Below are 19917 nucleotides of genomic sequence, written 5' to 3' on the forward strand. Positions count from 1 at the left end.
GGGGCCGTTGAACAGCGAGGACAACCATGACCGACCAGAAACGCCCCGGTGCCGTTCCGGCACGCCCGCGCGCCATCAGCCGCCGCGGCCTCCTGCAATCCGCCGCCGCCTTCGGCCTCGCCTCGGGCGCGGGCGGGCTCCTGCTGCCCCGCGGGGCGCGCGCCCAGGAGGTGCCGCAATCGGGCGGCACGCTGCGCGCGGGCATCCTCGGCGCCAGCTCGAACACAAACGATCCGGCGCTGCGCCAGGACGAGTTCGGCGTGATGGCCGCCTACACGACCTTCAACCACCTGGTCGAGATCACCGCGGACAAGACGCTTGCCCCCGAGCTGGCGGAAAGCTGGGAGGCCGCGCCGGGCGCGAAGGAATGGGTGTTCAACATCCGCAAGGGCGTGGAATTCCATGATGGCCGCTCGCTCAGCGCCGACGACGTGATCTACTCGATCAACCGCCACCGCGGCGCGGCCTCGCAATCCGGCGCCAAGGCGCTGATGGCGCCGATCGAGGAGGTCGAGAAGCTCGACAGCCACCAGATTCGCATCCGCCTGGCCTCGGGCAATGCCGACCTGCCCTGGAACTTCTCGGGCGACCACCTGGCCATCGTGCCCGACGGCTTCGACGACTGGATGAAGCCGGTCGGCACCGGCGGCTACATCCAGACCTCGTTCGAGCCGGGCGTCCGCGCCACCTGGGAGCGCAACCCGAACTACTGGAAGGAGGGCCGCGCCCATGTCGGCGAGGTCGAGTTCCTGGTGCTGAACGACCCGCAGGCGCGCATTGCGGCGCTTCAATCGGGCCAGATCGACGCGCTCGGCCTCGTCGATCCGGTCGCGGTCGAGATGCTGAAGAAGAGCGGCGCCGCGCAGGTCGTCAACAGCGCCGGCGGCCAGTTCTGGAGCTATGCCGCCAACTGCAAGCTCGCGCCCTTCGACAACGTCAATGTCCGCCGCGCGCTGAAGCACGGCATCGACCGGCAGAAGATCCTCGACATCGTGCTGCGCGGCAACGGCCGGATCGGCAACGACCAGCCGGTGGCGGCGACCGATCCGCTCTACAACTCCGAGCTGGGCCAGACCCCCTATGATCCGGAAAAGGCGCGCTACTACCTGAAGGAGGCCGGGCTCGACGGGCTGTCGCTGCAGCTCGACACCTCGGATGCGACCTATGCCGGCTCGGCCAATGTCGGCCAGCTCTACCGCCAGGCGGCCGGGGAGGCGGGCATCGGCATCGAGGTGATGCGCCAGCCCGCCGATGGCTACTGGGACCAGATCTGGCTGAACCCGTCGCGGCAGATGACCTCGGGCGTCTGGATGGGCCGGCCGACCGTGGACATGCTGATGTCGACGATCTTCGCCGGCGACGCGCCCTGGAACGAGGCCTTCTGGTCGGATCCCGCTTTCGACCGCATCCTCGTCGAGGCGCGCGCCGAGCTCGACCCGGCGAAGCGCAGGGACATGTACTGGGAGCTGCAGTCGATCATCCATGCCGATGCCGGCCATGTGATCCCGGTCTTCGCGGATTTCATCGACGCCTACAGCCCGCGGGTGCGCGGCCTGGAGCCGACGCCGTCCTGGTACCTGATGGGCGCGCGCTTCACCGAGCGCGTCTGGCTCGCCGCCTGATGGGCAGGCTGATCCTGCGGCGCGGCGGGACGGGGGGTCTCCTCGTCCTCGCCTCCACGCTGCTGCTGTTCCTCGCAGGCGAGATGATGCCGGGCGACTTCGCCTCGAAGCTGCTCGGCGCCTCGGCCACGCCCGAGACCGTCGAGGCGCTGCGGCTGTCGCGCGGGCTCGATGCCTCGCCGGTGGCGCGCTATCTCGGCTGGCTCGGCGGGCTGCTGCACGGCGATCTGGGCCTGTCGCTGACCAATGGCCGCGAGATCGGCGCGCTGATCGCCTCGCGCCTCGGCAACACGCTCCTGCTGGCCGGGCTCGCGGCGGCGGTCGCGGTGCCGCTGGCGCTGGCGCTCGGCACGCTGGCGGCGATCTTCCGCGACAGCTGGATCGACCGCGCGGTGCTGGTGCTGACCATGGTCACGGTCGCGACGCCGGAATTCTTCTTCGCCTATGTCGCCATCGCGGTGCTGGCGGTAGAGCTGAACTGGCTGCCCTCGATCTCCATTCCGCGACCGGGCATGAGCGTTTGGGAGGTGCTGCAGGTGCTGGTCCTGCCGGTGCTGACCCTCGTCGTCACCTCGACGGCGCATGTCGCGCGGATGACCCGCGCCTCGATCGTCGCGGCGATGGACCAGGACTATGTCGGCACCGCCATGCTGAAGGGCCTGCCGCCGGGCCGGATCGTGCTGCGCCACATCCTGCCCAATGTCGCGGCGCCGGTCTCGGCCGTGGTGGTGATGACGTTGGCCGACATCGTCGTCGGGCTGATCATCGTCGAGACGATCTTCGCCTATCCCGGCATGGGCCAGCTGATGGTCGATTCCGTCGCCAAGCGCGACATCACCGTGGTGCAGGCCTGCGGGCTGATCTTCGCCGCCACCTACATCTTCCTCAACATGGCCGCGGACATGCTGGCAATCGCCTTCAATCCCCGGCTCCGGACTGCCAGATGAGCCTGCACGACCTCGCCGCGCCGCCCCTCGGCGCCCCCGGCCTCGCCCGCCTGCCGGTGCTGGCCGCGGCCGCTTTCTGCCTCGCCTGCCTTGCCGCCGCCGTCGCCGCGCCGCTGCTTGCGCCCCATGACCCGGCCGATCTGGTGGCGCTGCCCTGGCAGCCGCCGGGCGACGGCTTCCTCCTCGGCACCGACCAGCTCGGCCGCGACATGCTTTCGCGGATCATCTGGGGGGCGCGCGTCTCCATCGGCCTCTCGGCGGCGATCACCGCGCTGGCCTTTGCCGTCGGCGTGCCCGCGGGCATGGCGGCCGCCGTGCTGGGCGGCTGGGCCGACCAGGCGATGAGCCGGGCCGTCGACCTCTTCATGGCGCTGCCGCCGCTGATCCTGGCGCTGCTGGCGCTTTCGGTCACTGGCACCTCTCTGGTCACGCTGACGCTGGTCGCGGCCTTCCTCGCCGCGCTCCGGGTGTTCCGGCTGTCGCGCGCGCTGGGGCTCGACCTCGCGACCCGGGATTTCGTCGACATCGCGCGGCTGCGCGGCGAGGGCACGCTCCGGATCGCCGCCTGCGAGATCCTGCCCAATGCGGCGGGGCCGCTGATCGCCGAGGCGGGCCTGCGCTTCGTCTTCGCCTTCCTCTTCGTCGCCTCGCTCAGCTTCCTCGGGCTCGGGGTGCAGCCGCCGATGGCCGACTGGGGCGGCATGGTGCGCGAGAATGCCGGCGCGCTGAACTATGGCGGCATCGCGCCCCTGGTGCCCGCCGCGGCGATCGCGCTGCTGGCGATTTCGGTGAACCTGCTCGGCGACCGGGCTGCAGGCGGGAGGACGAGCCGATGAAGCCGGAGCCCGCGATGCAGGTGCCACTCCTCGATATCGACCGGCTGGCGATCGAGGCGCCGGGCAGGGACGGGGCGCCGCTGCGGCTGATCGACGGCGTGTCGCTGCAGCTGGCGCCGGGCCGGGTGCTGGGGCTGATCGGCGAATCCGGCGCCGGGAAATCCACCCTCGGACTGGCCGCGCTCGGCGTGCTGCGCGGCGGCCAGCGCGTGGCCTCGGGCGAGGTCCGGCTGGCCGGGCAGGCGCTGGGACGGCTCGATCCGCGCGCCATGCGGCGGCTGCGCGGCCGGGAGGTCGCCTATGTCGCGCAATCGGCGGCGGCGGCCTTCAACCCGGCGCAGCGGCTGATCGACCAGGTGACCGAGACCGCGCTGGCCTGCGGCATGTCCCGCGCCGATGCGCGCGCCCGCGCCACCGGCCTCTTCGCCCGGCTCGGCCTGCCCGATCCGGAGCGTTTCGGCCAGCGCTTCCCGCACCAGGCCTCGGGCGGGCAGCTGCAGCGGGCGATGACCGCGATGGCAATGTGCGCCGGGCCCCGGCTGATCGTCTTCGACGAGCCGACCACCGCGCTCGACGTCACCACCCAGATCGAGGTCCTCGTCGCGGTGCGCAGCGCGATCCGCGAAGAGGGCATGGCCGCGCTCTACATCTCGCACGACCTGGCGCTGGTGGCGCAGATGGCCGACGAGATCATGGTGCTGCGCCATGGCCGCATGGTCGAGCACGGCCCCGTGCGGCAGGTGATCGACGCGCCGAAAAGCCCCTATACGCAGGCGCTGATCGGCGCGCGCGGGCTGGTCCGGACGCCGCGCCCCGCCGCCCCGCCGATCCTGCAGATCCGCGGGCTCGACGCTGCCTATGGCGAGATGAAGGTGATCGGCGGCCTGACGCTCTGCGTGCCCGAAGGCGGCACGCTGGCGGTGATCGGCGAGAGCGGCTCGGGCAAGTCGACGCTCGGCCGGGCGATCTGCGGGCTCCTGCCCTGGAGCGCGGGCGAGATCCGCTTCGCCGGACGGCCGCTCTCTGCGGGGCTGCGCCGCCGGTCGCGCGCGGAGCTGAAGGAGATCCAGCTGATCCACCAGTTGCCCGATCTCGCGCTGAACCCCCGCCGCAGCGTCGGCGCGGCCATCGGCGCGGCGCTGGAGCGGTTCCGCGGGCTGCGCGGCCGGGCGGCACGCGAAGAGACCGCACGGCTGCTGGCGCAGGTGGAGCTGGACCCGGGGCTGGCCGCGCGCCTGCCCGGCGCGCTCTCGGGCGGGCAGAAGCAGCGCGTCTGCATCGCCCGGGCGCTGGCCGCCGAGCCGCGGCTGATCATCTGCGACGAGGTGACGAGCGCGCTCGACCCGCTGATCGCGGAAGGCGTGCTGAAGCTGCTCTCCCGGCTCCAGGCCGAGACCGGCGCCAGCTATCTCTTCATCACCCATGACTTCGGCGCGGTGGCCTCCATCGCCGACGAGGTCGCGGTGATGCGGCAGGGCTCGCTGGTGGCCTCCGGGCCGCTGGCCGAGGTCTTTGCCGCCCCGTCCGATCCCTATACCGCGGCGCTGCTCGAGGCGGTGCCGCAGCTTTCCCCCGGCTGGCTCGACGAGATCGCCGCCCGCCGTTCCCTTCCCGACACTGCAAGGAAAGACCATGCCGTCTGACGCAAACGCCCTTCTGATCGCTGCCACCGGCGAGGACCCGGTTCCCTATCGCGACGCGCTCAGGGCGCATATGCCCGATCTGGAGATCCATGCCGAGGGCGAGGCCTACGACCCGGCGACGATCGGCTATTCCCTGGTCTGGCAGCCCGCGCCGGGGCTGATGGCCAGCCTGCCGAACCTGAAGGCGATCTTCTCGATGGGCGCCGGGATCGACCATATCCTGGCCGATCCGGCCCTGCCGGCCGAGGTGCCGATCGTCCGGCTGATGCATGACAAGACCCGCGAGCAGATGCGCGACTACGTCCTGCATGCGGTGCTGCACTACTACCGCCAGATGGACGTGGCGGCGGCGCAGCAGGCGGAGGGCGCCTGGCGCTTCCTGCAGATCCGCGACAAGGCCGCCCTGCCGGTCGGCTTCCTCGGCATGGGCGAGATGGGCCGGGCGGCGGCGACCGCGCTGGCCGGGCTCGGCTTCACCGTCATGGGCTGGTCGCGCAGCCCGAAGGACATCCCCGGCGTGGAATGCCACAGCGGCGCCGAGGGGCTGGCGGCGATGCTGGCGCGCACGCGGTTCCTGATCTCCGTCCTGCCCGCGACGCCGGACACGGTCGGGCTGCTCGACGCGGCGCTCTTCGCGCAGCTGCCGCGGGGCGCGGTGGTCGTCAATCTCGGCCGCGGCAACCACCTTGTCGCCGGCGACCTGCTGGCGGCGCTGGACAGCGGCCAGGTGGGCGCGGCGACGCTCGATGTCTTCGACCCCGAGCCGGTGCCCGCGGACAGCCCGTTCTGGACCCATCCCGGGGTGCGCCTGACCCCGCATATCGGCAGCGACGGCAATGCCGCGATCTGCGGCGAGGCGGTCAGCGAGAACATCCGGCGGATGTCGGCCGGGGGCGCGCCCGCGCCGCTGGGCGACCGCGCGCGCGGCTACTGAAGGAGAGCGGCATGGACGCGAAATACCTGGTGATCGACGCGCAGGCGCCCGGCGTGGCGCCGGTGGCAGGCAGCCCGGCGGCAGAGCGGGTGATCGAGGGCGCGCCCTCGAACCTGACCTGGGATCTCGAGCGCAGCCCGGACGGCAAGGTGGAGACCGGCGTCTGGGAAGTCGCCCCCGGCGCCTGGCATGTCGTGAAGGACGCCTGGGAATTCATGCACGTGATCTCGGGGCATTCCGAGATCACCGACGCGCAGAGCGGCGAGACGGTCACGCTGCGGGCCGGGTCGAGCTTCGTGATGCGCCCCGGCTTCCGCGGCGTCTGGCGGGTGATCGAGCCGACGCGGAAGGTCTGGGTGACCTACGGCTGAGACCGGCCGCGCTCGGTCCGCGGACCCTTCCCCCTGCAGGGAGCCCGCGGGCGCGTGCACAGCGCGGAGCCCCGTGCAGGAACCGGAAATCGGGCCAGTTCGGCGGCGCGGTGCGAGGCGGAAGGCGGGCCCGTCTGCCGCGATTTTCCCGCATCGCGCGGTGGTGGCATGATTGGTGTCCGTGCGGGCCGCCCCGGCCCTGCGGCCGGCCCTCTGCCAGCTGGCACCGCGGCCCTTTGGGGTCCGTTGCCGGGTCGGGTCCAGCCGGCCTCTGCCGGCTGCGGCGGCGCCCGGCCGGAAGTCCGCTTGCCTGCGGGGCCTTCCGGCAAGGCCATCAGCGTCGGCGGCCAATGCAAGGCTGCACCATGTCCGGATCGGGGTGCCGCGCGACAGCACCGGGCTCCGGCATGTCCGCCGCGGCAAGCACCGGATGGCGGCGGGACACCCGCGCAAGACGATCGCGGCAGGGCTCTGCGGAGGAAGCCTCCCGGATTGCATGCACGCGGCGGCAGGGAGGGCAGCCCATGCCCTCGCCGGGGACAGGGCCGCGAGCGCCAACTCCGGCCGGAGCCTTGGCCGCCCAGGCAGGCGCGGGGAGGGCCGCGCCCCCGGAAGCGCGCGGCCCGTCAGGCCCCGAGGCGGCGCTCTGTCGCGGCGTCGAAGAGATGGACGCGCTCGGGCGGGATCGCGAGCGCGATATGCTGGCCCTGCCGCACCTGGAAATTCCTGGGCGCGGTGGAGACGATGTCGACCCCGGCAGCCCTCACATGCAGGTTCTGGTCCGCGCCGGTCTTCTCGGCCAGGGTCAGCGTGCCCTGGACCGCGCCGTTCTCCGCCGGATGCAGGTCCGAGGGCCGCAGCCCGGCGATCGTCCGGCGCCCGAGATGCCGCGCCATCGGCGCGGGCAGGGGCGCCGCGACCCCTTCGGCCAGGAAGATCGGCGCCCCCTCCCGCTCGCCGATCTCGCCTTCGATGAAGTTCATCGAGGGCGAGCCGACGAAATCGGCGGCATATTTCGACACCGGCCGGTCGTAGAGCTCGTCCGGCGTGCCGACCTGCTCCACCTTTCCGCCCTTCATCAGCACGATCTTGTCGGCCATGGTCATCGCCTCGATCTGGTCATGGGTGACATAGATCGTCGTCGCGCCCTGGCGGTCGTGGAGCTGGCGGATCTCGACGCGCATATGGGCGCGGAGCTTGGCATCGAGGTTCGAGAGCGGCTCGTCGAACAGGAAGACCTCGGCGTCGCGCACCATGGCGCGGCCCATGGCGACGCGCTGGCGCTGGCCGCCCGACAGCTCGCGCGGATAGCGGTCGAGATAGTCGGTCAGGTTCAGCACCTCGGCCGCGGCGCCCACCTTGCGCTTCACCTCCGCCTCGGGCGCCTTCTTCACCCGCAGCGAGAAGGCGATGTTCTCGAAGACCTTCATCGTCGGATAGAGCGCGTAGTTCTGGAACACCATCGCGATGTCGCGGTCCTTCGGCGGGCGGTCGTTGACGCGGGCGCCGCCGATCATCAGGTCGCCCGCGGTGATGGTCTCGAGCCCCGCGGTCATCCGCAGGAGCGTGGTCTTGCCGCAGCCGGAGGAGCCGAGCAGCACGGCGAATTCGCCGTCGGCGATGTCGAGCTCGACATCGCGCATCACCTCGACGGCGCCGTAGCTCTTGGCGATCTTGCGGTAGGAAACCTGGGCCATGTGCGTTCTCTCAATATGTCTGGCGGGTCGGCGTCAGGACGATCTCCTGCACCAGCGCGTTCTGCGGCATCTGGTAGGCGGCCAGGATCAGGCCGGCGCAGTGCTCCGCCCCGATGCCGCCGCCCATCTTCGCCTTGTTGGCCCGGTAGGCCGCGAGCGTGTCCGGATCGGTGACGCCCGAGAGCACCTCGGTCTCGATCACGCCGGGGCTGACGACGACGACCCGCACGTCATGCCCGGCGAGGTAGCCGCGCAGCGACTCCGCCACGGCATGGGTGAAGAACTTGGTGCCGCAATAGACCGTGTGGTCGGGATAGACCTTGCGGCCGGCGATCGAGGACATGATGACGATGGTGCCGCGGCGCCGGGCCATCATGCCGTTCATCACCGCCTTGACCGTGTTCATCACGCCCTTGGCGTTGATGTCGATCATCTCGTCCCATTCCGCCGGATCCTGGCGCGAGATGTCGGCGAGCCGCGCGAGCCCGGCATTGGCGAAGATCATGTCGGCGGGGCCGTGCAGCGCCTCCGCCTCGGCGACGGCGGCATTGATCGCTTCGCGGTCGCGGACATCCACGGCGCGGCAGACCGAGCGGGGCAGGGCCTCGGCCTCCATCCGCGCGACGCGGCGCGCCATCATCAGCACGGGATGGCCTGCGGCCGAGAAGGCGCGGGCGGTGGCGAGGCCGATCCCCGAGCTCGCGCCGGTGACCGCCACCAGGGGTTTGGGGTCCATTTGGCCCTCCGTTGCGTTCCGGAACTGGACGGGGGCGGCCGCCGGGCCGCCCCCGGGGGGAGGATCACATGGCGGCGAGCCTGTCGGTCTCCTTCGCGATCTGGTCCATGCACTCCTTCGCGCTGGCGATCTCGCCGGCGAAGTAGCGGCCGAGATTGACCGGGATCGTGTCCGAGGAGATCTGCGCCCAGGCGGGCAGGTCCGGCTCGGAGCCCATGTCGCTGGCGATGGTCTCGCGCACCACGTCGAGATGGCGCGTCGTGCCCGCGCCGACCCGGCGGTTGGCGATCACGCGCGGATCGTCATAGACCGAGTTGCGCGTCGGGCCGGTGCCGCCGCCCAGCGTGGTGATCAGCGCCTGGGTGTCCGCCGAGGTCGCCCATTGCATGAAGATCCACGCGGCATCCGGGTTCTTCGAGTTGCGCGACACCGCCAGCGAGCTGCCGCCCTGGTGGCCGACGCCGGGGATCTCGCCGAAGCCGCACTCGCCGGGCGTGCGCAGGCTGGCGGGCTTCGGGCAGCGGACCGCCTCCATCAGCCCCGAGATCTTGGTCGAGGCCGGGTCGTCGAAATAGGGGAAGAACTCGCCCCAGCTCAGCATCGTCGCCGCGACGCCCTGGGCGATGGCCTGGCCCTGGCCGTCCCAGGTCCAGGAGGTGGCGCCGGGCGGCATCGTCTTGTGCAGCCGGTCGTAATAGGCCATCGCCGCCAGCCCGGCCTCGTCATTGCCCGAGAACTTGCCGTCCTTGTCGAAGATCGAGCCGCCATTGCCCCAGAGGATCGAGGTCCATTCGCATTCCAGGCTGTAATGCCCGGATTTCATCTGGCCCGCCGCGCCGTAGAGCTTCGGCCCCATCTCGCTGGTGATCGCCTCGGACTGGGTCAGCCATTCCTCCATCGTGGCCGGCGCCTGGAAGCCCATCTGCTCGTAGATGTCCTTGCGGTACATCATGATGAAGATCGGGATGTCGTAGGGCACGCCCACCATCCGGTCCTCGTAGCGGCAGATGCCGTCGACCAGCGCGGGCAGGAAGTCCGAGATGTCGTAGCCCGGCATGGCGAGGTCGGGCTTGGCGTCGATCTGCTCGCGCGGGTCGAACACGTCGCGGCTGATCGAGGCGGCCCAGGACTGGTCGACATAGTAGAGGTCGTAGGTGCCGAGCTGCGAGGCGACGTCGAGCGTCAGCTTCTGCAGCACCTGCTCCAGCGGCAGGATCTCGATCTCCACCTTCATGCCCGAGGCCTCCTCGAAGAACTTCTTCAGGCTGCCGTTCAGGACGTTCGATGGCGGAGTGGATTCCGTGGCGAGCTTCAGCGTCGTGCCGCGGAACGGGGCCGAGACCTCCTTGACCCAGGCGAGGTTCTCGGCCGAGGGCATCAGGTCGTCATCCGAGGCCGCCCAGGCCGGGCTGCCGAGGAACGGGCGGGCGATGCCCGAGCCGAGCGCGGCGGCGCCGAGGCCGAGCTGCGCCGCGACGCCGAGGAAGCGGCGGCGGTTCATCCGGCCCTTCACGTAGTCGTCCACGGCGCGCGCGAGATATTGCTTGCGGTCGCTGTCTTTCATGGTGTCCTCCCTTGAAATGGCGTTTCCGTCGTTTTTCTTGATCTTGTTTCTTGTCGTTATTGCGGCGCGCTCACTGCTTGAGCGAACCGAGGGTCAGGCCCCGCACCAGCTGTTTCTGGACGAGCAGGACGAAGAGGAAGGCCGGCGCCATCGCGGCAACGCCGAGCGCGGCCATGTTGCCCCAGGCGGTTCCGGTCGAGGTGACGAAGGTCGAGGAGACGACCGGCACGGTCTTCAGCCCGGTCTGGGTCAGCGTCAGCACGAACAGGAACTCGGTCCAGGAGAAGATGAAGCAGAGCACTGCCGTGGCGGCGATCCCGCCCTTGGCCATCGGCAGCACCACGCGGCGGAAGATGTACCAGCGCGAGGCGCCGTCGATCACCGCGCTCTCGTCGATCTCAAGCGGGATGTCGTCGAAGAAGGACTTCATCAGCAGCACGGCCAGCGGCAGGTTCATCACCGCATGGATGAGGATCACGCCGAGATAGCTGTCGAGCAGTCCGATGTCCTTGTAGATGAAGAACATCGGGATCGCGACCGCCACCGGCGGCATCATCCGGGTCGAGAGCACCCAGCTGACATAGTGGTGGCGGGCGCGGAACTTCATCCGGCTGAGCGCATAGGAGGCCAGCGTCGCGATCGTCACGGCCAGGAGCGTCGAGAAGACCGCGATGACGATGCTGTCCCAGAGCCGCGGCCCCATGTTGAAATTGCCGCCGCCGACCAGGTTGCCGCCGAGGCTGAGCCCGAAGACCTCGTTGAAGTTGTTCAGCGTCGGGGTGAAATTCGCCAGCCGCGGCGGCAGGTCGAAGATCTCGCGCGCCTCCTTGAAGGCCACCGTGATCCAGAAGAACAGCGGGAAGACGAAGAGCGCGACGACGCCCCAGGCGAGGACCGCGCGCGCCGCGGCCCGGGAACGGGATTGAACGATCACCAGCGCACCTTCGATATCCAGATGAACAGGTTGGCGAGGATCAGGATCAGCGCCAGCGTGACCAGCGACAGCGTCGCGCCATAGCCCCACTGGATGAAGCTGAAGGTCTGCTGCCAGGCATAGAGCGACAGGGTGTAGGTCGAGGTGCCCGGCCCGCCCGAGGTCATGACGAACATGTAGTCGAAGACCCGGAACAGGTCGATGCCGCGGATCAGGATCGCCACCGCCAGCACCTTGGACAGCAGCGGCAGGGTGATCTTGCGGAAGATCATCCACGGACCCGCCCCGTCGAGCATCGCCGCCTCGTAGGGCTCGGGCGGCAGCGAGCGCAGCCCGGCGAGCACGATCAGCACCATGAAGGGCGTCCATTGCCAGATATCGGCCAGCATCACCCCGGCCAGCGCCGTCGAGGGCGTGGCGAGGATCGGCGTGTCGGGCGACAGGAGCCCGATCCCCTGCAGCGCCCAGGTCAGCACGCCGAACTGCGCGTCCTCCATCAGCAGGAACATCATCCCGGTGATCGCCGGCGGGATCACCAGCGTCAGCGTCAGCAGCGAGCGCAGCAGCCCGTAGCCCGGCGCGTCGCTGTCAAGCAGCATGGCCAGCGCGATGCCCAGCACCAGCTCGATGCCGAGGACCACGAAGAAGTAGAGGAACGTCGTCCCCATCGCGCCCCAGAACCGCTCGTCGGCCAGGAGCCGCGCCCAGTTGTCGGTGCCCACGGGCACCAGCGCGCGCTTGAAGGGCACGTATTCGTGGAAGCTCAGCCAGATGTTGTAGATCAGCGGATAGACCGTGAAGACCAGCAGCATCGCCGTCAGCGGCAGGAGCCACGGCAGCGGATGTTCGGATGTCAGCATCCGGGGGAGCCCCGGCAGGGACAGGCGCCCCTCCCGCGCCGCGCCCATCCGGAGCTCCATCGGCGTCGATTGCCTCATAGCGGTTCCTCCTCCCGCGCGGCGCTCAGGCCGCGGCGCTTTCCGCCTGCAGCCCGTAGCTGGCGAAGCCGTCCATCGTCTCGGCGATCTCGGCATCCGACAGCACGTGGTAGTCTGCGCCGGTCTGCAGCACCGTCACGTATTGCCGGGCGATGGTCTCCAGCTCGACCGCGCGCCACATCGCCTTGGCCAGCGTCTCGCCCATGGCGACCATGCCGTGATTGGCCATCAGGCAGGCGGTGCGGTCCTGCAGCGCGGCCAGCACCAGATCCGACAGCTCCTCGGTGCCGTAGCGGGCATAGCCCGCGCAGCGCACGTCGGTGCCGCCGAAGGCCGCCACCATGTAGTGGACCGCCGGGATGGCGCGGCGCAGGATGCCGATCGCGGTGCAATAGGTCGGGTGGGCGTGGATCACCGCCGGGCAGTCGGGCCGCTCGCGCAGGATGCGCTGGTGGAACCGCCATTCGGTCGAGGGCGTCTTCGGCCCCTCCCAGGCGCCGGACCGGTCGTCGATGGCGATCTTGGCGACCATCTCCGGGGTCATCGCGTCATAGGGCGTGGCCGAGGGGCTGATCAGCATGTGATCGCCGAGCCGCACCGAGATATTGCCCGAAGTGCCCTGGTTGATGCCGTTGGCGTTCATCTCCCGGCAGCGCTGGACGATCTCCTCGCGCAGGATCCCTTCCTTGCTTGTCATGCCGCTTTCTCCTCCCGTCTGCGGTTGTCCATGTAGCGGGCGAGGCGCGCCGCGCCCTCGGCCCCGATGCGCAGGCCCAGCTTCGAGCGGCGCCAGAGGATGTCCTCGGCGGTCCTCGCCCATTCGCGGTCCATCAGCCAGTCGACCTCGCGGGCCGTAAGCCCGGCGCCGAACTCCTCGCCGGTCCCGGGCGCGTCTCCGGCCACGCCGGCGGCCAGCGTGCCGTAGGCGCGCGCCATCCGCCGCGCCGTCCGGGGCGCCAGCCAGGGCGCCTGCGCGGCCAGGGCCTGCGCGAGGGCGGGGGTTCCGTCATGGGGGAAATCCCCGCCGGGCAGCGGAACGCCCGCGGTCCAGGCCCCCGAGAGGCCGGGGAAGACCGGCGCCAATTTCCCGAGCGCCGCCTCCGCCAGCCGCCGGTAGGTGGTGATCTTGCCGCCGAAGACCGACAGCAGCGGCGCGGGCGCCATGCCGAAATCCAGCCGGTAGTCGCGGGTCGCGGCCTGCGCCGCCCCGGTTCCGGCATCGTCGAGCGGCCGCACCCCGGCATAGCGCCAGACCACGTCGGCCGGCGTGACCTCCCGCGCGAGGTAGTCCGACACGGCCGCGCAGAGATAGGCCTCCTCCGCCGCCGAGCAGGCCGTGCCGCCCGCAAGGTCCGGCTGGTCGACATCGGTCGTGCCGATGCAGGTGAAATCGTCCTCGTAGGGAATGGCGAAGACGATGCGCCCGTCGCCGTTCTGGAAGATGTAGGCGCGGTCGTGATCGAAAAGCCGCCGGGTGACGATATGCGATCCGCGCACCAGCCGGATCCGCCCCGGATGCGCCCGGCCGAGCCGCGCGCCCAGCACCTCGCTGACCCAGGGGCCGGCGGCATTGACCAGGGCGCGCGCCGTCACGCTGCGCCGCTGCCCGGTCTCCGCATCCTCCAGCTCGGACGTCCAGATGCCGCCTTCGGGCCGGGCCGCGACCAGCCGCGTGCGGGTCTCGATCCGCGCGCCGCGATCGGCGGCGTCCCGGGCATTCAGCACGACCAGCCGCGCGTCATCCGCCCAGACGTCGGAATACTCGAACGCCCTGCGGAAGCCGTCCTTCAGCGGCCGTCCCGCCGGGTCGCGGCGCAGGTCGAGCACCGCCGTCCCGGGCAGGATCTTCCGCCCGCCGAGATGGTCGTAGAGGAAGAGCCCCAGCCGCAGGAGCCAGGCGGGGCGCAGCCCCTCGTGATGGGGCAGCACGAAGCGCAGCGGCCGGGCGATATGCGGCATCGCGCCAAGCAGGACTTCGCGCTCGCGCAGCGCCTCGCGGACCAGCCGGAACTCGCAGTGCTCGAGATAGCGCAGCCCGCCATGGAAGAGCTTGGTCGAGGCCGAGGAGGTCGCCTGGGCCAGGTCGCCCTGCTCGACCAGATGCACATCGAGCCCGCGCCCGGCCGCGTCCCGCGCGATCCCGCAGCCATTCACGCCGCCGCCGATGACCAGCAGATCGGCGGTCATCGCCGTGCCTCCAGCAGCCGGCCGGCGATCTCGACGAAGCCCGCCCCGCCGCGCGAGGGCGCGATCCAGCCGGGCAGGGCCTCGATCCGGCCCTCGAAATCCGCGACATTGGCGACGCCGCAGGAATTCGGGAAGAAGCCGAACATCGGTGCGTCATTGGGGCTGTCGCCGCAATAGACCACCGTCTCGCAGTCGGCGTCGATGTCGAGCCCCAGCCGCTCGGCGGCGAAGCGGCGCGACATGGTCAGCTTGTCCCAGCTGCCGAACCAGCCGTTGACATGGATCGAGCTGATCTTGGCGATTGCGCCCTCTTCCTCGAAGATCGCCTTGATGCGGGCGATCTGGGGCTCGGGCAGCGCGGCGACATCCTCGCAGAAATCGATGGCCAGATCCGCCTCGCGGTAGAGCTGGTCGGCCGAGACGGCGGCGCCGGGCACCTCGGCCAGCACCCGCTCGCGCACCCGCGCCAGACGGCCGCGCGCGGCCTCGCGCGTCGGCTCGGCGGCGTCGAAGACCCGGATCATCCGGCGCGCCGCGGCATCGTAGGAGAAGTAGAAGGCGCCGTTCTCGCCCACCACGCCCGCCACGGGCCACATCCTCGCGATCATGTCGCACCAGCCGGCGGGCCGCCCGGTGATCAGCGCCACGGCCATCCCGGCCTCGGCCAGCTGCTCCAGCGCGGCATAGGCGCCGGCGGTCAGCTTGCCCTCGGTGGTGATCGTGTCGTCGATATCCGCGAAGAGGCAGCGGATTCCGGCGGCGACGTCATCGGGCATCTCGGCGAGCGGGCGCATCAGTCCTGCCCCGCCACGAAATCGTCGAGCAGCCCCGCGTCGCAGGCGATGTCGACGAAGGAGAAGCGGTCGCGCATCTCGTGGCCGTGGCGCAGCGCCTCGCGCCACAGATCCGGCGGACAGCCGAGCTCGGCGCCGCTGACCGGGGCCCCGGCGGCGCGCAGCATTGCCTCCAGCTCGGCGGGCGGGATCATGAAGCCGAGGCATTCGCGCCGCAGCTCGGGCCAGATCGCCGCGATCCGCTCGTTGAAGGCGGCGGCGCCCTGTGCATCGAAGGCCTTCCGGCGGTATTCGGCAATGCATTGCGGGGCGGCCGCGCCCATGCGGCGGCGCATGCCGTCCTCGTCGATCCGCGTGGCGGCAACCTGCGGCGGGGTCTCTGAGCCGAGCATCGCCGCCTGCAGCCGCGCCATGGCGACCGAGGCGGCGCCGACCTGCGCGCCATGCAGCGTGCCGGGATGGCGGGTGCCCGCGAAGCAGTCGATATAGTGGGAAATCTGGTGCTCGGACATCGAGCCGTGGTTCGAGACCCGCGTGTAGGAGACGCCGAGCCCGGAGAACATCAGGTTGCGGTGCAGCCAGCCCATCGAGACGATGTCGCCCGCGGGAAGGCCGGGCGAAGCCTCGATCATCCGGTCCTCGTTGTCGCCGGAGACCAGATAGGCCACGTCGGTGTAGAACGTGTCGCGCAGCCGGTGCGACATCCACCAGTCGACCTGCGCCACCGCGCGGTTGACGCTGTCGCCGAAGCCGGCCGCCGCCAGATGCGCGGGGGCCGCGGCATTCACCGCGAGGTCGATGAAGATGCCCGAGGCGGCATGCGCGGGCGTCGACACCTTCAGCCCGCTCTCCAGCGTGATCGAGGCCGTGACCGAGCCGTAGCCGTCCATCGAGGCCGCCGTGCCGAAGACCGCATAGCGGCGGCCGTCCCGGGCGGTGATGTACTTGCACAGGTCGTTGACCGTGCCGGAGCCGACGGCGATCACGTGGTCATAGCCGCGCAGCAGGGGCTCCAGCCGGGCGATCTCGGCCTCGTCGGCATGGGGATGCTCCAGCACCACCTCGCCCGCGGCGCCGAGCGCGCGGGCCACGCGGCCGCCCATCGCGTCGCGGGTCGCGGTGTCCGAGACCACGCAGATCGCGCCGCCGAAGCCCAGCCGCGCAACTAGATCGGCCTCCGCGCCGTCCAGGCTGTCCTCGATGGCGATGATCTCGAACGGGCAGCGGCCCTGCGTCTCGCCGGTGGCCGGGTGCCGCCAGCGGCCCTCGTTCACAGCATCGATGTCGGACGTCCAGCCGCCAGCGGGCCGCAACGGCCTGACGGTCGCATGAGCGCTCTGCATGCGCTTCCTCCCGGTTCTCCACCCTGGGATGGAGAATGTCACCTAAGTCTGACATTTGTCAATGACATTTGCTGAACCGAATTGACATCTGTCAGAAGTCGTCGGAAAACAGGGGGGCGACAGGAGTAGCGGATGAAGCAAGACATACCAGCCCAGGTCCCGGCGGAGTTCGGAGGCGATGCGGTGGCCTGGGCCATCTGGCTCTATTACGGCGAAGGCCGGACCCAGTCGGAGGTCGCCTCTGCGCTGCGGCTGAGCCGTGCGACCATCGCGAACTACCTGGCCGAGGGGCGGCGGCGCGGCTTGGTCTCGATAGAGATCGCGCCGGAGCTGCTTTCCACGGTGTCGCTGGCGCGGGCGCTCTGCGAGCGCTGGAACCTGGCCTCGGCGCATGTGATCCCGGCCCTTGGCGACATGGCCGAGCTGAGGCGCGCCGTCGGCCGGGCGGGCGGCCATGCGCTGGCGCGCCACATGCGCCCCGGCGCGGTGATCGGCGTGGCCTGGGGCCGGACCGTCGGCCAGCTGGCGGTGGCGCTGCCCGAAAGGCAGCTGCCCGAGATGAGCATTGTCCAGGTTTCCGGAAGCTCCCTGTCGAATGCCGAGCATTCACCAGAAGTCTGCACGGCGCTGATCGCGTCGCGCACCGGCGCCCGGGCGGAGAACCTGCATGCGCCGGCGCTGCTCTCGACGCCAGAGATGCGCGATCGCCTGGCCGCAGAGCCGGGCATCGCCCGGCAGCTCGCGCGGACGCGGGACTGCGACGTGGTGCTGTTCGGCGTGGGCGAGCTCGACGGCGAGCATGTCTTCGCGGATCCCGACTACATGTCGGCAGAGGCCGCGGAGGAGTACATGCGGCTCGGGGCGGTCGGGATCCTTCTCGGCCGCTGCATCGATCCGGAGGGGAACGAGGTGGAGGGACCCCTCTCGGGACGGCGCATGGGGATGGAGCTGCCCGATCTCAGGGCGGCGCCGGCCCGGCTCTGCGTCGCAGGAGGAATGGCCAAGATCGACGCCATCCGCGCCGCTTTGCGCGGGGGATATGTCACGGAATTCGTCACCGACGCGGAAATCGCGCGGAGCTTGCTGGAGGAGGAGCGGCATGACGGGAAAGGATCTGGTAATCGGGCTGGATAGCTCGACGCAATCGACGAAGGCGGTGGCCTGGACCAGAGAGGGGGAGGCCGTCGCCGAGGGGCGCGCCCGCCATGACATGTCCATGCCCGGACCGGGCCTGGCAGAGCAGGATCCCGCGCAGTGGTGGTCGGCGCTCTGCGAGGCCGTCCGCGCGGTCACCGCGCAGGTCGGCGCGGACCGGATCGCCGGGATCGCCATCGCCAATCAGCGCGAGACCAGCGCCTTTCTCGATGCCGACTGGACCCCGGTGCGGCCCGCCATCGTCTGGGTGGACGAGCGCGGCCGCAGCCAGCTGGCCTCGCTCGAGGCGCGGCTCGGCGGCCAGCGCATCCACGAGATCACCGGCAAGCCCTTCGACCTGACGCCGCCGATTTCCCGCTATGACTGGCTGCGCGAGCACGAACCCGAGACGATGCGGCGCGCGGCCCACGTGGTCGATGCCCAGTGCTACCTGGTGCGGCGGCTGACCGGCCGCGTGGCGACGAGCTGGATCTCGGCCGATCCCTCGGGCGTGTTCGACATCCGGGAGAAGCGCTGGTCCGCTCCGGTCTGCCAGGCTGTCGGCCTGTCGCTGTCGCAGCTGCCCGAGGCGCTGCCCGCAGGGACGGCGGCCGGGAAAGTGACCGGGGCGGCGGCCGCCGAGACCGGGCTGGAGGCGGGGACGCCGCTGTTTCTTGCCGGGGGCGACGGGCAATGCGCGGGGCTCGGCACGAATGCCGTCCGCGCGGGCACGATCTACCTCAATCTCGGCACCGCGCTGATCATCGGCGCCTGGGCGCCCGAGGCGCGGATCTCCAAGTCGTGGCGCACCATGACCTCGCCGACCGGGCAGGGCTATTTCTGCGAGGGGGTCCAGCGGACCGGCGCCTATCTGCTGAACTGGCTGGTCGACACGTTCTTCGGCGGCCGCGACGATCCGCAGATCTTCTCGCGGCTCGACGCGCAGGCCGCCGCGATCCCGCTGGGCGCCGAGGGCGTCACCATCTCGCCCTATCTCTCGGGCTGCATGGACCCGCACTGGGACCCCGATGCCCGCGCCGCGATCACCGGCCTCGGCCCGAGCCACACCGCGGCGCATATCTATCGCGGGGCGCTCGAGGCGCTGACCGCCGAGAGCGTGCGCTGTCTCGCGGCGATGGAGCGGCAGGGGCTGGAGGCCAGCCGGATCGCGGCGGTCGGCGGCGGCGCCATCAACCAGCTCTGGATGCAGATGTTCGCGGATGCCTCCGGCCTGCCGGTGGCGCGGTCGCGCTCGGTCGAGGCCTCGGCGCTCGGCGCCGGGATGTTCGCCGCGGCGGGGCTCGGCTGGCATCCCTCGGTCGAGGCGGCAGCGGCGGCGATGTCCTGCGAGGATCCCGCGATCCGTCCGGACCCGGCGGCGCGCCCGGCCTGGGCGGGGCTTCTGGCCCGGCAGGCGAGCGTCTACCGGCCCAGCCCCGTGGCCGCGTGAACGGATCCCGCGCCGGCGCCGCGATCCGGCGCGGTGTGGCCGGCACCGGGGGAGGGATCGGCCGGGCGCGCGGGCAGGCGGCGCGTCCGGATGGCCTGCCGCATTTGCCGTCCCGCGCTTCCGGCGGGCCGGAGCTCCGGCACGAGGAGGGGCCGGGCAGCGCCGCTGGGGCTGCTTCGCGTCCCGCCTTCTGGCCGGATGCCAGACGGTCGGCGCGCGCGGGCCCTTGCTGCGCGTCCCCGGCCTGCCGCGTCCGGCCGCGGGACCGCCTGCGCCAAATGTCTCCGGCCGCCCGGGCCGGACCGCCGGAACTGGCAGGGAACGGTCCTGTTCTGCCGCAACCGTGCGTCGACGGCTTTCCGCCGCCAACGGTCCGGTCTGAGGCAAGTCCGGCATGCTCGCCGAATTGCCTCGCTCGCCCGGGGTCAGGACGGCAGCCAGCCCCACGGAATCGCCGTCCCTCGGGGCCCCGGAGGCCCGTGGCCGGGTGGTCGGCGCGCGCTTGGCCAGCCCGTCAGGCGGGGACGCGATCCGGCGGGCGGACGCTGCCATCGCGCGAGGTCCGCCGTGGCGCCATGCGCGGCCCTTCTTCCCGGACATGATCTGCAGCCGCGGACGAGCGGGACATCTGATGCAGGCCCGCTGTGCTGCCGAAGCCACCGCCTCCGATCCTTGCGAGTCCACTGGACGGGTTTCCCGGGATGCCCTCCTGCGCTTGCGGATTGCCGGCCAGGCGGCCCTGATCGACAGGCATCGACAGGCGGGCGGGCCGTCCCGGCCAGCGGGC

General features: G+C 71.0%; 17 protein-coding genes. 8 read left to right on the top strand and 9 right to left on the bottom strand.

All coding sequences use genetic code 11. The annotated features are described in order from the left end of the window. Window positions 1-26: 26 nt before the first annotated feature. The 6 genes from FGX59_RS06510 to FGX59_RS06535 are packed head-to-tail and all read left to right on the top strand — an operon-like array spanning window position 27 to window position 6353. Window positions 27-1622, top strand: coding sequence for an ABC transporter substrate-binding protein (locus FGX59_RS06510; RefSeq protein WP_138465712.1), 1596 nt, complete (start codon window positions 27-29; stop codon window positions 1620-1622). Continuing rightward, window positions 1622-2569: an ABC transporter permease gene (locus FGX59_RS06515; RefSeq protein WP_138465713.1), complete on the top strand. Its 948-nt coding sequence runs from the start codon at window positions 1622-1624 to the stop codon at window positions 2567-2569. The genes FGX59_RS06510 and FGX59_RS06515 overlap by 1 nt, the downstream gene beginning before the upstream one ends. Beyond that, window positions 2566-3405: an ABC transporter permease gene (locus tag FGX59_RS06520; protein ID WP_138465714.1), complete on the top strand. Its 840-nt coding sequence runs from the start codon at window positions 2566-2568 to the stop codon at window positions 3403-3405. The genes FGX59_RS06515 and FGX59_RS06520 overlap by 4 nt, the downstream gene beginning before the upstream one ends. A gap of 14 nt (window positions 3406-3419) precedes the next feature. Beyond that, the gene (locus tag FGX59_RS06525; RefSeq protein WP_206078295.1) at window positions 3420-5048 is read left to right on the top strand and encodes an ABC transporter ATP-binding protein; all 1629 of its coding nucleotides are present in this window, start codon (window positions 3420-3422) and stop codon (window positions 5046-5048) included. Then, the gene (locus FGX59_RS06530) at window positions 5038-5982 is read left to right on the top strand and encodes a glyoxylate/hydroxypyruvate reductase A (RefSeq protein WP_138465716.1); all 945 of its coding nucleotides are present in this window, start codon (window positions 5038-5040) and stop codon (window positions 5980-5982) included. Before FGX59_RS06525 ends, FGX59_RS06530 begins: the two co-directional genes overlap by 11 nt. 11 nt (window positions 5983-5993) lie before the next feature. Next, window positions 5994-6353 (top strand): cupin domain-containing protein, encoded by a 360-nt coding sequence (locus tag FGX59_RS06535; protein ID WP_138465717.1) that lies wholly within the window; start codon window positions 5994-5996, stop codon window positions 6351-6353. Between the two features lie 626 nt (window positions 6354-6979). Here the strand turns inward: FGX59_RS06535 and FGX59_RS06540 are convergent. The 9 genes from FGX59_RS06540 to FGX59_RS06580 form a co-directional block, all read right to left on the bottom strand. Beyond that, window positions 6980-8050 (bottom strand): ABC transporter ATP-binding protein, encoded by a 1071-nt coding sequence (locus FGX59_RS06540; protein ID WP_138465718.1) that lies wholly within the window; start codon window positions 8048-8050, stop codon window positions 6980-6982. A 10-nt stretch (window positions 8051-8060) separates the two neighbouring features. Next, window positions 8061-8786 (bottom strand): SDR family oxidoreductase, encoded by a 726-nt coding sequence (locus FGX59_RS06545; protein WP_138465719.1) that lies wholly within the window; start codon window positions 8784-8786, stop codon window positions 8061-8063. 64 nt (window positions 8787-8850) lie between these two features. Next, window positions 8851-10350 carry an ABC transporter substrate-binding protein gene (locus tag FGX59_RS06550; protein WP_138465720.1) on the bottom strand — a complete coding sequence of 500 codons (1500 nt, stop codon included), beginning with the start codon at window positions 10348-10350 and terminating at the stop codon, window positions 8851-8853. 70 nt (window positions 10351-10420) lie between these two features. Next, a complete protein-coding gene (locus FGX59_RS06555) occupies window positions 10421-11284 on the bottom strand; it encodes a carbohydrate ABC transporter permease (RefSeq protein WP_240722283.1) in 864 nt (287 codons plus the stop codon). Then, the gene (locus FGX59_RS06560) at window positions 11281-12222 is read right to left on the bottom strand and encodes a carbohydrate ABC transporter permease (RefSeq protein WP_240722285.1); all 942 of its coding nucleotides are present in this window, start codon (window positions 12220-12222) and stop codon (window positions 11281-11283) included. Before FGX59_RS06560 ends, FGX59_RS06555 begins: the two co-directional genes overlap by 4 nt. Before the next feature lie 25 nt (window positions 12223-12247). Continuing rightward, on the bottom strand, window positions 12248-12919 hold the full coding sequence (locus FGX59_RS06565) for a class II aldolase/adducin family protein (RefSeq protein ID WP_138465721.1): 672 nt from the start codon (window positions 12917-12919) through the stop codon (window positions 12248-12250). Then, entirely contained in the window at window positions 12916-14409 is a 1494-nt protein-coding gene (gene glpD / locus FGX59_RS06570; protein WP_138465722.1) for a glycerol-3-phosphate dehydrogenase, read from the bottom strand. The genes FGX59_RS06565 and glpD overlap by 4 nt, the downstream gene beginning before the upstream one ends. Beyond that, window positions 14406-15203, bottom strand: coding sequence for an HAD-IIB family hydrolase (locus tag FGX59_RS06575; protein WP_138465723.1), 798 nt, complete (start codon window positions 15201-15203; stop codon window positions 14406-14408). The genes glpD and FGX59_RS06575 overlap by 4 nt, the downstream gene beginning before the upstream one ends. After that, window positions 15203-16546: an iron-containing alcohol dehydrogenase gene (locus FGX59_RS06580; RefSeq protein WP_138465724.1), complete on the bottom strand. Its 1344-nt coding sequence runs from the start codon at window positions 16544-16546 to the stop codon at window positions 15203-15205. The genes FGX59_RS06575 and FGX59_RS06580 overlap by 1 nt, the downstream gene beginning before the upstream one ends. Window positions 16547-16678: 132 nt before the next feature. On the opposite strand from FGX59_RS06580, the gene FGX59_RS06585 reads away from it, so the two are divergent. Continuing rightward, on the top strand, window positions 16679-17680 hold the full coding sequence (locus tag FGX59_RS06585) for a sugar-binding transcriptional regulator (protein ID WP_138465725.1): 1002 nt from the start codon (window positions 16679-16681) through the stop codon (window positions 17678-17680). Beyond that, entirely contained in the window at window positions 17646-19130 is a 1485-nt protein-coding gene (locus tag FGX59_RS06590) for an FGGY-family carbohydrate kinase (RefSeq protein WP_138465726.1), read from the top strand. Before FGX59_RS06585 ends, FGX59_RS06590 begins: the two co-directional genes overlap by 35 nt. The last annotated feature ends 787 nt before the right edge of the window (window positions 19131-19917 follow it).

The sequence above is a fragment of the Poseidonocella sp. HB161398 genome, from assembly GCF_005870025.1.
Classification (GTDB): Bacteria; Pseudomonadota; Alphaproteobacteria; order Rhodobacterales; family Rhodobacteraceae; genus Mangrovicoccus.

Excerpts from the sequence above, each read along its gene's own strand:
- FGX59_RS06510 (WP_138465712.1), top strand. The coding sequence starts at position 27 with ATGACCGACCAGAAACGCCCCGGTGCCGTTCCGGCACGCCCGCGCGCC.
- FGX59_RS06515 (WP_138465713.1), top strand. The coding sequence starts at position 1,622 with ATGGGCAGGCTGATCCTGCGGCGCGGCGGGACGGGGGGTCTCCTCGTC.
- FGX59_RS06520 (WP_138465714.1), top strand. The coding sequence starts at position 2,566 with ATGAGCCTGCACGACCTCGCCGCGCCGCCCCTCGGCGCCCCCGGCCTC.
- FGX59_RS06525 (WP_206078295.1), top strand. The coding sequence starts at position 3,420 with ATGCAGGTGCCACTCCTCGATATCGACCGGCTGGCGATCGAGGCGCCG.
- FGX59_RS06530 (WP_138465716.1), top strand. The coding sequence starts at position 5,038 with ATGCCGTCTGACGCAAACGCCCTTCTGATCGCTGCCACCGGCGAGGAC.
- FGX59_RS06535 (WP_138465717.1), top strand. The coding sequence starts at position 5,994 with ATGGACGCGAAATACCTGGTGATCGACGCGCAGGCGCCCGGCGTGGCG.
- FGX59_RS06540 (WP_138465718.1), bottom strand. The coding sequence starts at position 8,050 with ATGGCCCAGGTTTCCTACCGCAAGATCGCCAAGAGCTACGGCGCCGTC.
- FGX59_RS06545 (WP_138465719.1), bottom strand. The coding sequence starts at position 8,786 with ATGGACCCCAAACCCCTGGTGGCGGTCACCGGCGCGAGCTCGGGGATC.
- FGX59_RS06550 (WP_138465720.1), bottom strand. The coding sequence starts at position 10,350 with ATGAAAGACAGCGACCGCAAGCAATATCTCGCGCGCGCCGTGGACGAC.
- FGX59_RS06560 (WP_240722285.1), bottom strand. The coding sequence starts at position 12,222 with ATGAGGCAATCGACGCCGATGGAGCTCCGGATGGGCGCGGCGCGGGAG.
- FGX59_RS06565 (WP_138465721.1), bottom strand. The coding sequence starts at position 12,919 with ATGACAAGCAAGGAAGGGATCCTGCGCGAGGAGATCGTCCAGCGCTGC.
- glpD (WP_138465722.1), bottom strand. The coding sequence starts at position 14,409 with ATGACCGCCGATCTGCTGGTCATCGGCGGCGGCGTGAATGGCTGCGGG.
- FGX59_RS06575 (WP_138465723.1), bottom strand. The coding sequence starts at position 15,203 with ATGCGCCCGCTCGCCGAGATGCCCGATGACGTCGCCGCCGGAATCCGC.
- FGX59_RS06580 (WP_138465724.1), bottom strand. The coding sequence starts at position 16,546 with ATGCAGAGCGCTCATGCGACCGTCAGGCCGTTGCGGCCCGCTGGCGGC.
- FGX59_RS06585 (WP_138465725.1), top strand. The coding sequence starts at position 16,679 with ATGAAGCAAGACATACCAGCCCAGGTCCCGGCGGAGTTCGGAGGCGAT.
- FGX59_RS06590 (WP_138465726.1), top strand. The coding sequence starts at position 17,646 with ATGACGGGAAAGGATCTGGTAATCGGGCTGGATAGCTCGACGCAATCG.